Annotated in this window: 11 protein-coding genes; 4 read left to right on the forward strand and 7 right to left on the reverse strand. The window is 52.3% G+C overall.

What is annotated here, in order from left to right; genetic code table 11:
* Nucleotides 1-31: 31 nt before the first annotated feature.
* From OGY83_RS19055 to ebgR, 3 genes are all read right to left on the reverse strand, one after another.
* The gene (locus OGY83_RS19055) at nucleotides 32-481 is read right to left on the reverse strand and encodes a beta-galactosidase subunit beta (RefSeq protein ID WP_003828536.1); all 450 of its coding nucleotides are present in this window, start codon (nucleotides 479-481) and stop codon (nucleotides 32-34) included.
* Complete coding sequence (gene ebgA, locus OGY83_RS19060; RefSeq protein ID WP_286636641.1) at nucleotides 478-3,570, reverse strand: beta-galactosidase subunit alpha; 3,093 nt, start codon at nucleotides 3,568-3,570, stop codon at nucleotides 478-480. Before ebgA ends, OGY83_RS19055 begins: the two co-directional genes overlap by 4 nt.
* A gap of 207 nt (nucleotides 3,571-3,777) precedes the next feature.
* The gene (gene ebgR, locus OGY83_RS19065) at nucleotides 3,778-4,761 is read right to left on the reverse strand and encodes a transcriptional regulator EbgR (RefSeq protein ID WP_191228131.1); all 984 of its coding nucleotides are present in this window, start codon (nucleotides 4,759-4,761) and stop codon (nucleotides 3,778-3,780) included.
* A gap of 209 nt (nucleotides 4,762-4,970) precedes the next feature.
* Between ebgR and OGY83_RS19070 the strand changes: the two genes are divergently transcribed.
* Entirely contained in the window at nucleotides 4,971-5,303 is a 333-nt protein-coding gene (locus OGY83_RS19070) for a tRNA-binding protein (protein WP_286636642.1), read from the forward strand.
* Nucleotides 5,304-5,380: 77 nt separating this feature from the next.
* Here OGY83_RS19070 and ygjG read toward each other — a convergent pair whose 3' ends face one another.
* Nucleotides 5,381-6,760 carry a putrescine aminotransferase gene (gene ygjG / locus OGY83_RS19075; protein ID WP_167371260.1) on the reverse strand — a complete coding sequence of 460 codons (1,380 nt, stop codon included), beginning with the start codon at nucleotides 6,758-6,760 and terminating at the stop codon, nucleotides 5,381-5,383.
* Nucleotides 6,761-7,190: 430 nt separating this feature from the next.
* On the opposite strand from ygjG, the gene OGY83_RS19080 reads away from it, so the two are divergent.
* A complete protein-coding gene (locus OGY83_RS19080; protein ID WP_286636644.1) occupies nucleotides 7,191-8,711 on the forward strand; it encodes a methyl-accepting chemotaxis protein in 1,521 nt (506 codons plus the stop codon).
* A 53-nt stretch (nucleotides 8,712-8,764) separates the two neighbouring features.
* On the opposite strand, the gene OGY83_RS19085 is transcribed toward OGY83_RS19080, so the two are convergent.
* A complete protein-coding gene (locus tag OGY83_RS19085; protein WP_267440824.1) occupies nucleotides 8,765-9,433 on the reverse strand; it encodes a PadR family transcriptional regulator in 669 nt (222 codons plus the stop codon).
* A 236-nt stretch (nucleotides 9,434-9,669) separates the two neighbouring features.
* Between OGY83_RS19085 and OGY83_RS19090 the strand changes: the two genes are divergently transcribed.
* Entirely contained in the window at nucleotides 9,670-10,443 is a 774-nt protein-coding gene (locus OGY83_RS19090; RefSeq protein WP_286636647.1) for a siderophore-interacting protein, read from the forward strand.
* Here OGY83_RS19090 and OGY83_RS19095 read toward each other — a convergent pair whose 3' ends face one another.
* The gene (locus OGY83_RS19095) at nucleotides 10,444-11,292 is read right to left on the reverse strand and encodes a helix-turn-helix domain-containing protein (RefSeq protein ID WP_079939820.1); all 849 of its coding nucleotides are present in this window, start codon (nucleotides 11,290-11,292) and stop codon (nucleotides 10,444-10,446) included.
* 67 nt (nucleotides 11,293-11,359) lie between these two features.
* On the opposite strand from OGY83_RS19095, the gene cfa reads away from it, so the two are divergent.
* A complete protein-coding gene (cfa, locus tag OGY83_RS19100) occupies nucleotides 11,360-12,514 on the forward strand; it encodes a cyclopropane fatty acyl phospholipid synthase (RefSeq protein ID WP_286636650.1) in 1,155 nt (384 codons plus the stop codon).
* A 93-nt stretch (nucleotides 12,515-12,607) separates the two neighbouring features.
* Here cfa and OGY83_RS19105 read toward each other — a convergent pair whose 3' ends face one another.
* Nucleotides 12,608-14,266 (reverse strand): glycerone kinase, encoded by a 1,659-nt coding sequence (locus OGY83_RS19105; RefSeq protein ID WP_286636651.1) that lies wholly within the window; start codon nucleotides 14,264-14,266, stop codon nucleotides 12,608-12,610.
* Between the last annotated feature and the right edge of the window lie 14 nt (nucleotides 14,267-14,280).

The raw sequence follows: 14,280 nt of genomic DNA on the forward strand, positions 1-14,280 counted from the left end.
TGGCGGCGCAACGTCGGCGCCGCCTGTGTTTTTATTTATTATGAAAATAACCATCTTCGATGGTGACTTTGAGTACGACTTTTTTCACTGCGTTATTACAAATAAAACGATAGGCTTCGTGGTTGTCACAAATAACCATTTGTCCTTCATGCACTTCGACGGTTTTTCCACAACCTTTCAGATATTCGCGATCGGTTTCATCGCGATAATATTCAACCACCTGGAGATCCTCTTTGGCGGCATACTCTATTTTTTGCTGTCCTTGCAGGTAGTAATGGATCTCAAAATAACGACGGTGACCCGTAAACAGCGCATCGGTCGCGGAATCTGTTTCCACGCGGTAGCTCAGGGAATCACCGATCGAGTGGGCGACGCCAGGCTGAATATTGTCAATATTTTCAATAGCCTCAACGCAGCGTTGCCATTTCCGACCCGAAGCATAGCGTTGCTGGAACTGCTCTAAGTTGTCGATGATCCTCATTTTGTATTCTCGCTGTGCATATTCGTGGAAAAGAACCCGGTGCCAAAGGCGCGGTTGGCGGTGGTTTGGGCGCCAGATTCGCTGCCGGAAACCGGCAACAACGTGAAGCCGTAGCTGAATGACGTAAACCAGACGCGCCAGGAATCGAGCACCTCACTCCCCCACGAATTGGAACCTAAGCCCAACAACTGGTGATCCACATTCAGGGTGATGTCATCGCTACGTTGCAGCGCGTTGCAGTGCTGTGCGGCAAAGATATTTTCTGGCGTATAACGCCAGGCGCTCAGGTTGACAGGGCGCTGCGGAACCACCAGCAGACCGTTGCCGTGGCGGTTGGTTAGCGTTGCCCAGCGCACGTCCTGACGATTGCCGTTGTTTTGCGGGAACGGATAGTTTTCGAACATCTCATCCACGCTGCTGCGCCAGATGTCGATGATGTTAGCCTGCTGGCTATCGGCATAGTTTTCACCGGGACCACGTCCGTAATACGCCACCTGGCCCAAATCACCGTTGATGCCCATCGTGAAGCCGATGCACGGAATGATGTCCCGGTACTCGCCGTAAGGCTGGCCAGAAAGTTCCACATTCAGCTGACCGTCCGCGGCAATGCGCCAGCGATAGGTGCAACGCATGCCGAAATCGAATACCGGCGGGGCGATAATGGTCTGGCTGGTTATCAGCAGCGCATCATCGGTTTGCTCAAGGGTAAACTCGCGCAGATGCTCCTGCATAATCTGTAAATGATTCGGCTGCCAGAGGCCTTCAAACTCTTGCTTGTGGTTATCAATGGTCGGTTTGAAGAAATTAATCTTCGGCTCGCGGGTAATCAGCTCTTCACCATTGACGTTCCAGGCGATCGGTTTACCGGTCAGCTTTGAGAAGGTCAGATGGAAGTTATAACCGCGAACGGTGCAGCTCTGGCGGCTGTCTTCCAGCGTCAGAGGGTTGGCGTTTTGCAGGCTAAACGGTACGGTAGTCGCCGTTCTGGCCTTCAGTGGGAACTGATACGTCGCGATGTGATGCCCGGCTTCGCTGTATGGCGTGCGGGAATCTTTCGTCACGATAACGTTGAGGAATGCTTCGCGCGCATCCAGCTCCGGCAGTACGCATTGCAGCAGCGCGTCGCTGTTGGGAGGAACGTCGCGCAGTTTTATCTGTTGAGCAGAGAGCGTATCTCCTTCGGCGCGAACCTCAATATGCAAGGTGTAATCGTCAAGGGTGGTGAACCACAGTTTGTTTTCTACCCGCAGCTCACCGCGGGCCAAATCCTGTGCGCGCACTTTCACTGGCGCAATTACCTGCTTGTACTCTTTCAGCCCTGGGCCTGGGGTTTGATCGGAATAAATCAGGCCATCAAGGCAGAAGTTGTAGTTGTTCGGATAGTCGCCGTAGTCGCCGCCATAGTTGTACCAGACGTTGCCGTCGTCATCTTTGGCCTGAATCCCGTGATCGCACCACTCCCAGACATAGTGTCCCTGAATGCAATCATGCTGATAGAAGACGTTCTGATATTCCGTTAACCCACCGGGACCGTTGCCCATGGCGTGAGCATACTCGCAGATGATGCGTGGCTTAGGATGCGGATATTCACCAAACTCATTCATCAGCGGCACGCGGGTGTACATAGTGGAGATGATATCCACCACTTCGGCGTCACGATCTTCTTCGTAATGGATCAGACGCGAGTCATCCAGCGCTTTCGCAGCGTGATACATGGCACGAATGTTACAGCCGTATCCGGATTCATTGCCGAGCGACCAGATGATGATCGACGGGTGGTTTTTCTGCGCATGGACGTGGCGCACGATGCGCTCAACGTAGACATTTTCCCACAGCGGATCGTCGGTGATCCGGCTGATATCGCCGATATTGGCGAAGCCGTGAGATTCAACGTCAGTTTCGGCCATCACGAACAGGCCGTAGATATCGCACAATTCATAGAAGCGCGGATCGTTCGGGTAATGGGCGGTACGTACGGAGTTGATGTTGTGCTGCTTCATTAACAGCAGATCTTTTTCAACGCGATCCATACCGACCGCGCGGCCCTTAAGATGATCGTTATCGTGGCGGTTAACGCCATGCAGCATCACGTAGCGGTTATTGATGTAAAACAGACCGTCGCGAACTTTGATATCGCGAAACCCAACGCGCTGTGGCACGACTTCAAGAATATTGCCGCTGGCATCTTTCAGCGTCATCACCAGATGGTAGAGATACGGCGATTCCGCCGACCACTGCTGCGGCGCGCTAACCTTGAAATGAAAAGCGGTCTGCGTTTGTTTATCCACCTTCAGGGTGTTAATCACACCGCTATGCAGCGCCTTCTCACCGTCAAACAGGGTGTATTCGAGCGATGCTATCGCTGGCGTTGCGGCCAGGTTTTCCAGCGCAATGTCGCAGGAGAGGGTGGCGTCGCGATAGTCATCATCGAACTCGGTGCGAACGGTAAAATCCTGAATGTGGGTCGCCTGTTTGCCGACCAGATAGACGTCGCGGAAAATTCCCGCCGACCACCACATGTCCTGGTCTTCAACGTAGGTGGAATCAGCCCATTGCATTACGCGAACGCACAGCAGGTTGTCACCAGTGCGCACCATTGCGCTGATATCAAATTCGGCCGTCAGGCGACTGCCTTTACTGAAGCCAACGTACTGACCATTCACGTAAACTTCGAAGTAGGTTTCTACGCCATCAAACTTAATCAGCGTCTGTTTGCCCTGCCAGCCTTCGCTGAGGGTGAAAATGCGCTGATAGGCCCCGGTGGGGTTATTGGTCGGAACGTAGGGGACATCAATCGGGAAAGGAAAACCTTCGTCGGTATACTGCAGCTTACCGTGTCCTTCCATCTGCCACATGCCGGGGACGGTGATGCTGCCCCAGTCGCTCATAAACTGCGACGTAAAGTCTTCCGGCACCTGCAGTGGATGCTCAAAGAACTGAAAATTCCACTGACCGCTTAGCAGCTGAAAGAGGCTGCTGGTTTCGCGGGCAAACGAGCGAGCCTGCGCAACGGAGTCGTAAGAGAAAAAGTATGCGCGTGGCGCCAGTCGATTTTCGTGGGTGAGCTGAATGTTTTCCCAGCGATTCATAAGGCCTCCCGGTGGAGAAAAATCGGAACCATTCATTGTAATGGTGAGTAAGTGTAATTGATGGTGGTTTTAGTAAAAGTTTTACTAAAATATAGCGGGCGAGGTGATTTACTTTAACTGGATCACGAAATTAATTCGGACACGGAAAATAATGCATGACAATGCGCGCCCGGCATCAGAAGAAACCGGGCGGGTTAACAGAGGGTTTTAGCGGGTGGTGCCGCGCAGTTTCAGCTTGCTGGGAACAAAAACCAGTAGGGGAAGCGCACGCCCGTCGCGGGCTTTCTCAAACAGCAGGTTGACGCCCTGACTGCCCATCATTTCTGAATGGATGCGAACGGTGGAAAGCGGAGGAAAGGTGAAACGCGCCGTTGGGATATCATTAACGCTAATCAGCGAAATATCCTGCGGAATGTTCAGTCCACGCTCGTGGATGGCGCGCAAAACGCCAATAGCTATCGAGTCTGAAGCCACAAACAGGGCGCTGGGATAGTCGGGTTTTGCCAGCATTTCTTTAGCCAGTTCATAGCCTGATGAACTGGAGAAACCGCCGCGATAGATGTCCTTTTCAGAAACGACCTGCTGCAGACGACCGTATTCGACAAACGCGGCTTCGCGGATATCGGCCTTGCCCGGCTGGTCTTCGCCGCCGATGAAGCCAATGCGGGTGACGCCCTGGGCAATGAAGAAGTCGATGCTCTCTTTACTGATGCGGGCCAGATCGATATCGACGGCGTCATATTCGCTGCCGGATTCATGGAAATCGATAAAGCAGATGTTGTCGGTAAGCGCTGTTGCCGCCTCGCGCAGAGCGGGAGAAGGCTTGCCGACAATAAGGATGCCGGTAATGTGTTTGGTCTCCGGCAGCCCGCTGTGTTCATAGCAGTTGGTCAGTTCGATTCCTAGCTTCTCACACTGGGTTTCAATCCCATGGCGGATCGCGAGGTAGTAAGGATCGTTGATTTCCAAATCCTGCTGATAGCTGTAGAGCGCCAGAATATGCTGGGGGCCGAGCGCGCTGGTCTGGTTCTTACGGGCGCTGCTGGTTTTGTACTCCAGCTTTTCCGCGATCTCCAGAATGCGATGCTTAGTCTCTTCTTTTACATTCAGCGTGGGGTCATCGTTTAAAACCCGGGACACTGTCGCCAGGGACACGCCAGCTTCGATTGCGATGTCTTTAAGTGTTGCCATGTTTGCCTTTTCCCTGAGTTACCTGCGCATTGTAAATGAAGTGCTTATCTATTCATCTGTTTTCAGTAAAAAAAGCATGTTTAATTGACATGCTCGGGGTAAAACTGGGCTTTCAGAGTGTGATGAGTACGTCATTTTCCTGCTTTTGAGAACAATGCCCGGAAAATATTTTGCTAGTATTTAGTAAAATTTTACCAAAGGAGAAAACAATGGATACCGTCGCATTTGCTGATTTTGCCCGAATGGAAATACGTGTTGGAAAAATCGCACACGTAAAGCGCCATGACAATGCCGATAAGCTGTATATCGTACAGGTAGATGTGGGAGAGCGTACGCTGCAAACCGTGACCAGCCTGGTGCCTTACTACAGTGAAGAGGAGCTGATGGGCAAAACGGTAGTGGTGCTGTGTAACCTGCAGAAGGCCAAAATGCGCGGTGAAGTTTCAGAGTGTATGCTGCTGTGTGCTGAAACGGACGATGGCAGCGAAAGCGTGTTGTTGACGCCAGAACGCCTTATGCCTGCGGGTGTGCGGATTGTTTAAGTTAGGCTAATTGCCGGATGGCGGCTGCGCCTTACCCGGCCTACAAAAGAGTGTCTTTTATAGGCCGGGTAAGGTTGTTACATTTGCTCCACGCTCACCCGTAATGCCGCCAGGGCTTTGCGCGTCGATCGCAATACCAGATCGCATTGCTCGATCGTTAACGTCAACGGCGGTTCGATGCGGATCGTCTTTGCATTGTTCAGCGTGCCGGCAACCAGCACCCGCTGGCGGAACATCTCACTGGCAAAGTTGTAGCCGATTTCATTATCGACAAACTCAATCGCCATCAGCATGCCCTTACCGCGAACATCATGTACCAGGTCCGGGTATTCCCGCGCAAGCTGACGGAAACCATCCAGCAACATATCGCCTTTCTGCTCCGCCTGAGCCGGTAAATTTTGCTCCAGCAGGACGTTAATGGTGGCCAGCGCAGCCGCACAAGCGAGCGGGTTGCCGCCAAACGTGGTGGTATGCAGGAAAGGATTGTCGAACAGGACGGAGAACACCTCTTCGGTGGCAATGGTCGCGCCAATGGGCATCACACCGCCGCCCAACGCTTTGGCCAGACACATAATATCGGGTTGCACGTTTTCGTGTTCGCAGGCGAACATTTTGCCGGTACGCCCCATGCCGGTTTGCACTTCGTCAAGGATCATCAGCGCGCCAAACTCATCGCAAAGTTTACGAACGGCGGTCAAATAGCCTTGTGGAGGCAAGATCACCCCGCCTTCACCCTGGATGGGTTCGAGGATCACGGCTGCGACATCGTCACCGGTCTTTTTACACTCGCTGAGCATGGTGCGCATCGCGTTAATATCGCCAAACGGCACATGACGGAAGCCCGGCAGCAGCGGCATAAAGGGTTTACGGAAGGTAGATTTAGCCGTGGCAGACAGCGCGCCCAGTGATTTACCGTGGAATGCGCCGCTGGTGGCAATAAACGTAAATTTACCACGCGGCGATTGATACGCTTTCGCCAGCTTCAGGGCGGCCTCAACCGACTCGGTCCCGCTGTTACAGAAAAAACTGTATTTCAGTTTACCGGGCGCCAGTGCGGCGAGAGTTTTTGCCAGCATGGCCCGCAGAGGGTCAAGTAACTCCTGGCTGTGCAGAGGTTGTTTCGCGAGTTGATTCTGTACGGCGGAAACCACGACTGGATTACGGTGCCCCACGTTGAAAATTCCAAAACCACCCAGGCAATCGACGAACTCTTGCCCTTGGGTGTCGACAAGCGTATTCAGGCTTCCCGCTTGCCACTCTACGGCTCCGTAATCCCCGCCTGCAGTTACAGATTTTCGATACTCTAAGAACCCCGGATTGACATGCTCCTTGAAGTACTCAATCACCTCTCGGTTTAACGATTTCATTTCCTCATGATCAAGCGTGCGCTTTTCAATGAGATTCAGTGCGTGTGCGCTGCAGGCCAGGGCCGATGCGCTGGAAGGTAACCTGTTCAAAATATGCTCCCGGAGCTCGCGTATCACATGATACTGATTTAAGTATTGCAGGGATTGCGCCATTCCGGCGCGCTTAGCAAAAATCGGGATAAACACCAGGAAACATCTCATTTGCGCAACATTTAATGCCGAGCTTTAACATTTGCTGGCATTTTGCCCAGGTCAGAAGCCTGAAAACAGATCGAAAAAACGCAAATTTGCGCTAAAAATGGGCAATATTTGCACTGTGACGGTGCGCTGGTAGAAGTGACATTGAATAGTTACTGGGCGAAAGTATTTTAAATCAATGGATTAGAATGCGTACAGATTTTGAGGTTTAATCGCAAATTGCGATCTAAATCAAATTTAACAACTAAAGATAAAAAAATTATCGCCGAAATAACATAAGCCGAAAGAGTTAACAACCAGATAACCTGCACAGGACGCAATCATGTCTTCTCATCCCTACGTTAGTCAGCAAAATACACCGCTGGATGATGATATCACCCTCATGTCTACCACCGATTTGCAAAGCTATATCACCCATGCGAACGATACTTTTGTCCAGGTCAGTGGCTATCAGCTGAATGAATTGCTCGATAAGCCGCACAATCAGGTTCGTCATCCGGACATGCCAAAAGCGGCGTTTGCGGATATGTGGTACACCCTGAAGCAGGGCGAGCCATGGAGCGGGATTGTGAAAAACCGGCGTAAGAATGGCGATCACTACTGGGTGAGGGCCAATGCGGTGCCGATGGTGCGGGAAGGACGCGTGACCGGGTATATGTCGATTCGTACCCGGGCAACTGACGAGGAAATTGCGGCGGTAGAGCCTTTATATAAAGCGCTGAATGAAGGACGTTGCAACCGACGTATCCATAAAGGACTGGTGGTACGCAAAGGCTGGCTGGGTAAACTGCCGGCGATGCCGATTCGCTGGCGGGTGCGCGGCGTAATGGCCTTGATGTTTGTCCTGCTAGCGGTCGCATTGCAGCAAATGGGCGCCGAATGGCCGTTACTGTTGATGAGTGCATTGGTGATGCTTTTAGGAACGGCTATTTTCGAATGGCAGATTGTGCGTCCTATTGAGAATGTCACCCGTCAGGCGCTGAAAGTGGCGACCGGTGAACGGAACAGCGTGTCGCATCTTAACCGTAGCGATGAGCTTGGCCTGATGCTGCGAGCAGTGGGCCAGTTGGGACTAATGTGCCGTTGGCTCATCCATGACGTCTCCAGCCAGGTGAGTTGTGTGCGCAGCGACAGCGAAACGCTGGCGAAAGGCAGCGATGATTTAAACAAGCATACGCAGCAGACAGTAGAGAATGTGCAGGAAACGGTGACCACCATGAATCAGATGGCGGCATCGGTGAAACAAAACTCAGAGACCGCCGCCGCGGCTGATAAGCTCTCTATTGCCGCCAGCAGCGCAGCAACGCACGGCGGTGAGGCGATGGATACCGTCATCAAAACCATGGACGATATCGCCAACAGCACCCAGCGGATCGGCACCATTACCACGCTGATTAACGATATTGCCTTCCAGACTAACATTCTGGCTTTGAACGCCGCTGTTGAAGCCGCGCGGGCGGGCGAGCAGGGGAAAGGGTTCGCCGTGGTGGCGGGAGAAGTGCGTCATCTTGCCAGCCGCAGCGCCAGTGCGGCCAATGATATCCGCAAGCTGATTGATGCCAGCGCTGACAAGGTGCAGTCCGGATCTGACCAGGTTCATGCCGCAGGACGCACGATGGACGATATCGTGGCGCAGGTGCAAAACGTCACTCAGCTGATCGCCCAAATCAGCCACTCCACGCTGGAACAATCGGATGGTCTTTCCAGCCTGACCCGCGCGGTGAATGAGCTGAGCAACATTACGCAGAAAAACGCCGAACTGGTTGAAGAGAGTGCGCAGATTTCCGCGATGGTGAAACATCGCGCGGGTCGTCTGGAAGATGCGGTTACGGTGCTGCATTAATACTAAAAATACAGGCGGAACGTCGGGCATACGGGTTCCGCCTGCTGTGCAGATTAATCCAACTGAGTAATATCCAGCGCAGCGCGATCGATAATACCGATGATTTTTTTGATCTGCGCATCGCTGGTATCACCATGATTGACGCGTAGATCCAGCACGGCTTTGAAGTTTTCCAGCGCGCGTTTCATCTGTGGATTTTTGCGTAATTCAAAACCCACGCAGCGGGCTTTAATACGTTCGTGGATATGTTCCAGATGCTCACGGTTTTCATCCAGCCACTGCTGGCCCTGGGTTGTGATCGCAATCTGTTTACGCCCACCTTCCTCGTCGCTGACGGTGATCAGTGCCTGATCCTGCAAGAAATCCAGCGTTGGATAGATAACGCCCGGGCTTGGGGTGTAATTACCCTGAGTCAGAGTTTCAATCGCTTTAATCAGCTCATAGCCGTGGCTGGCGTCGCGGGTTAAGATATCCAGAATCACCAGGCGTAATTCGCCGTGGCCGAAGAACCGCTGACGACGACCGCCGCCGCGACGATGCCCGCAGCCGTGCTCGTGGTGATGATCTTTGTTACAGCCTTCATGGCGATGTTCTTCACCTTTGCAGCAACCTGCATGGTGCTCGTTGTGGCGGCCTTCGTGGTGATGTCCTTCACCCTTGCAGCAGCCTTCGTGTTGGTGCTCTGTGTGCTTGCAGCAACCTTCATGATGGTTTTGCATCATCGTCTCCTGATGTTGTTTAGATATATCTAATTTATATCTAAAAATTATCAGCTTGCAAGTCTATAAAATAATTTTTGTTTAACTCGTTGATTATTAAGTATTTTTATGTGGTTGTGATAGCGGGGTAATCATAACTCAACTATATCAAAAAATTGCTTGCAATCTTTTTGATTAGCAATCATTATCATTTGAAAATGAGTTTAGATATATCTTATTATTTTCACGAAGGCGAAAAAATGACAACAAACACCTCACGCTACCCGCAGCGCGTTCGCAATGAACTTCGCTTTCGGGAACTTACCGTCCTGCGCGTAGAACGCATTAGCGCGGGCTTTCAGCGCATTGTACTGGGCGGTGACGCTCTGGACGGTTTTAGCTCACGCGGCTTTGACGATCATACCAAGGTCTTTTTCCCTGAACCGGGCAGCCACTTTGTACCGCCTGTCGTCACCGATGAAGGCATTGTCTGGGCTGACGGCGTACGTCCGTTATCCCGTGACTACACGCCGTTGTATGACGTAGTGCGCCATGAGCTGGCGCTGGATTTTTATATTCATGACGGTGGCGTGGCAAGTACATGGGCGATGAATGCCTGCGAGGGTGACAAGCTGACAATCGGTGGGCCGCGCGGTTCTTTGGTGGTGCCAGAGGAATATGCGTATCAGGTTTATGTGTGTGATGAATCGGGAATGCCCGCGTTGCGCCGACGCCTGGAGTCGCTCAGCCGTTTAACGGTACGTCCGCACGTCACGGCGCTGGTTAGCGTGCAGGATGCAGCGTACCAGGACTATTTAGCCCATCTCGACGGATTTACCATTCAGTGGTTTATCGGTCATGACGAGCATGCGGTGGATGAACACTTATCGCGGCTATCGGTGCCCGCAGACGATTATTACATCTGGATCACCGGTGAAGGAAAGGTGGTGAAAAACCTGAGTGCTCGCTTTGAAACCGAGGCGTTCGATCAGCAACGGGTTCGCGCAGCGGCTTACTGGCATCAACGTCGTTAATCAGTAATTAGACGGCGGAACGCCAAACGCCTGGCGGAATGCGTAGCTAAATGCCGCGGTGCTTGAATACCCTACGTCGAGCGCCACGGCGGTTACGCTTTTATTTTTCTTCAGCATTAATACGGATTCCAGAATACGCATTTTTTGCTTCCAGACGCTGAAAGGCAATCCGGTTTCTTTTTTGAAATGGCGTGAAAAGGTACGAGCAGACATACCCAGATGCTGCGCCCAGTATTCAACCGAATGCTCCAGTGCAGGGGATTCTTGTATTGTTCGGCATACTTTGGTTAATTCGCGATCCTGCGGCCAGGGTAATACAAAAGCGACTTCCGGGAGTTGCAGAATAATATCGACCAGCACACTAACCAGCTTGCCCTCTTTTGACTGACTATCATAATGGCCTGAAATTGAATTCGTGGCGTAATGAATAAACTCTCTGGCGAAATCACTGATAGCCACTACTTTGCATTCATTGATGCTCTCTTCAAGAAAGCCCGGTTTAATATCCAGATTTTCTAAATACACATCATCTAATGCCCAAACCGCATGCTCCGTATTATTGGGGATCCAGATGCCATAATGCGCCGGGATTATCCAGCACTTACCGGCAACATCAATGCGCATGCTGCCTTTGCGGGCGAAATGAAACTGCATAAATGAGTGTGAATGTTGCGGTACATGGTGGTTGGCTTCCAGGACATAAGAGCGAAAGAATACGTCCTGCGGCAGTTCGGTCATGGAGTTATCCGGGAAGGAGTTCCACTGTTTTTGCGCGAGAGTTTCCATAAATGAATCGTCAATGTTCCCGATGGTGTGTCCGCTGCTCGATAGATCTTGTCCGCGGATCATAATACATACACTCTTTTTTCCATAATAATCTTGCGTAATAATTTTTAGTCCACTTTTGGTAAATACCATGAACTCGCTTTGTTCAGATGCTGTCATCGTCAATGAAACAAATGATAACTGGACCCGAATGGGAAAAGAGCTGCTTTCGCAAGCGGATATCAGAATTAATGGCTCGCGTGCCTGGGACATTCAACTTCATCATACTGGTTTCTTTAAACGGGTATTGCAACAAGGCTCGTTAGGGCTTGGCGAAAGCTATATGGAAGGCTGGTGGGACTGCGAACGGCTCGATATTCTGTTCTGCAAAATCCTGAGAGCAAAACTCGACCAGCAAATGCCGGGAAATCTGAAAGATATTTTACGCATTGCCAGCGCACGCCTGTTTAATTTGCAGTCGCGGAGCCGGGCATGGATCGTCGGTAAAGAACATTATGATATTGGTAACGATCTCTTTGCGCTGATGCTTGATCCGCATATGCAATATTCCTGCGGTTACTGGAAAGATGCGGCCACATTAGAAGATGCGCAAAATGCCAAATTAAAAATGATCTGCGAGAAGCTGCAGCTTAAACCGGGTATGCGTTTACTCGATATCGGTTGTGGCTGGGGCGGGCTGGCGGAATATGCGGCACGTCATTATGGCGTGGCGGTAGAAGGCGTTACCATTTCCAAAGAGCAGCAGAAAATGGCGCAGCAGCGCTGTGAAGGGCTGGACGTTAACATTCTACTGCAGGATTATCGCGATCTTGATAAACACTACGATCGCATTGTGTCCGTGGGGATGTTTGAACATGTCGGGCCGAAAAACTACGACACCTATTTCAGCATCGCCGACCGTTGTTTAAAACCGGACGGACTGTTCCTGCTGCATACTATTGGTAGCAATAAAAAAGGGATGAGCGTCGATCCGTGGATCAATAAATACATTTTCCCGAACGGTTGCTTACCGGCAATTTCCCACATTGCCGAGGCCAGCGAATCACGGTTTGTGATGGAGGACTGGCATAACTTCGGTAGCGATTATGATAAAACGCTGATGGCCTGGCATGAGCGCTTTAATCAGGCCTGGCCGGAGTTGTCATCACGTTATTCCGCCACCTTCAGAAGAATGTTTAATTACTATTTATGCGCCTGCGCCGGGGCTTTCCGCGCCAGAGATATCGAGCTTTGGCAGGTTCTGTTTAGCCGCGGCGTAGAGGGCGGGATCCGCGTTTATCGTTAATGTTCTGCCGGATGGCGGCGCAAGCGCCTTATCCGGCCTACAAAGGTTTGCACTCGTAGGCCTGATAAGCGCAACGCATCAGGCACTTATGGCTTAGCCCAATTCACTCTCTGCCAGCGCTTTAAACACCATCGCGACGGCGTGCGCGCCGGGGTCCATATTTCCGAGCAGGCTTTCGCTGCTGAGATACGATGCGCGACCGGCATTGGCTTTGCTCGATAAACAGGTTCGTTCGGCTCCCGCTTGCGCGGCGTCGAATGCGGCCTGCAAATCTTGCGGTTGTGCGAGCAGCGAAGTCAGGGCCGGTTGCAGTGCATCAATCATGGTGCGATCGCCTTCGTCTGCGCCGCCGTAAAACTTCATCTGCGCCAGTCCCGTATTCAGGGCTTCGGCAACGTTAGCTCCCTGTTCCAGTTTCTGCCCCGCAGCGGTAAAGAAAATAGACATCAACACACCGCTGGAACCACCCATCACCACGGTCAGACGTTCACCAATCAGCGCGAACAGCGTGGCAAGATTATCCAGCGGCAACTGCTGACGATGCAACAGACCGGCAATTTCCCGCGCGCCGGCGGCAAAGGTTGAACCGGTATCGCCATCGCCGACTTTGGCATCCAGCGCATTAAGATGGGTCTCCAGATCGGAAAGGGTTGTGGTGACAAGTTCTACAATCCCGGCCACCAGAGCGTTCGCCGAAGGCTGGAATTCCACGCGTGCGCTACGCTGGGATGACGGTACACAGCTGATTTCACGCGGTGGGACAGGCGTCGGCCAGTTACTGGTTTCCACCTCGGTGAGTAGCGCTTTCTCGATGCTTTCTTCCAGCACGATGGCCGTGAGAGAAAAGCCTTTCATATCCAGCGCGGTGACCAGCGAGGCCGGGCCAATCAGCCAGTCGATACGCGGGTGCAGCGGGCTGCTGGCCAGTTCGCGGGTAATGATGGCCATTTCGGCAACAGAAACGCCGCCAAGATTGTTAATCATCACCGCCAGACGGCCGGTTTCAGGCAGGGCAGCCAGCAGTTTATCCACCATCAGGCTCACCACCTGCGCACTGTTCTGGGTGTCGATAACCGAGGCACCTGGTTCGCCGTGAATGCCCATGCCCAGTTCCGCGTGGCCCGGATGATGACGTGGGGCGGTGTCGGTTTCTTGCGGCAGATGACAGCTTGAAAGCGCAACGCCCAGGCTGAAGGTGTTATTAGCCGCGTACTGCGCTTCACGCAGGACGGTGGCGAGGTTGTAGCCGCGTTCGGCAAAATAGCCTGCGATTTTATGCACCAGGATGGTTCCCGCAATGCCGCGCGGGTGTTTGTTATCCGGCAGGGAGATGTCGTCGCCAGCAATCAGCATTTCAACGTTGTAACCAAGGCGACGGGCTTTTTCGGCGGCAAGACCGAAATTAAGACGGTCACCGGTGTAATTTTTCACGATCAATAAACAGCCCGCCTCACCGGTCACCGCCTGAATGGCGGTCAGTACCGCATCCACGCTCGGGGAGGCGAACACGTCGCCACAGACCGCAGCGGTTAGCATTCCTTTACCGATAAACCCAACGTGCGCGGGTTCGTGCCCTGAACCGCCGCCGGAAATGACCGCCACGTTATTTTTGTTGAGGTCACGACGGACCACGATGCGAATGGCCGGATCGCTTTCCAGACGCGCCAGGTTATTCCACGGGCTGGCGATAATCGTACCGTCGATGACGTCGCTCACAAGATGGGTACGTTGATTAAAAAAGAATTGAGACATAACGGCTCCTTGAG

The sequence above is a fragment of the Citrobacter sp. Cpo090 genome (assembly GCF_030332665.1).
Lineage (GTDB): Bacteria > Pseudomonadota > Gammaproteobacteria > Enterobacterales > Enterobacteriaceae > Citrobacter > Citrobacter portucalensis.

Coding starts and splice junctions, on each gene's coding strand:
- OGY83_RS19055 (WP_003828536.1), bottom strand. CDS start 481: ATGAGGATCATCGACAACTTAGAGCAGTTCCAGCAACGCTATGCTTCG.
- ebgA (WP_286636641.1), bottom strand. CDS start 3,570: ATGAATCGCTGGGAAAACATTCAGCTCACCCACGAAAATCGACTGGCG.
- ebgR (WP_191228131.1), bottom strand. CDS start 4,761: ATGGCAACACTTAAAGACATCGCAATCGAAGCTGGCGTGTCCCTGGCG.
- OGY83_RS19070 (WP_286636642.1), top strand. CDS start 4,971: ATGGATACCGTCGCATTTGCTGATTTTGCCCGAATGGAAATACGTGTT.
- OGY83_RS19080 (WP_286636644.1), top strand. CDS start 7,191: ATGTCTTCTCATCCCTACGTTAGTCAGCAAAATACACCGCTGGATGAT.
- OGY83_RS19085 (WP_267440824.1), bottom strand. CDS start 9,433: ATGATGCAAAACCATCATGAAGGTTGCTGCAAGCACACAGAGCACCAA.
- OGY83_RS19090 (WP_286636647.1), top strand. CDS start 9,670: ATGACAACAAACACCTCACGCTACCCGCAGCGCGTTCGCAATGAACTT.
- OGY83_RS19095 (WP_079939820.1), bottom strand. CDS start 11,292: ATGATCCGCGGACAAGATCTATCGAGCAGCGGACACACCATCGGGAAC.
- cfa (WP_286636650.1), top strand. CDS start 11,360: ATGAACTCGCTTTGTTCAGATGCTGTCATCGTCAATGAAACAAATGAT.
- OGY83_RS19105 (WP_286636651.1), bottom strand. CDS start 14,266: ATGTCTCAATTCTTTTTTAATCAACGTACCCATCTTGTGAGCGACGTC.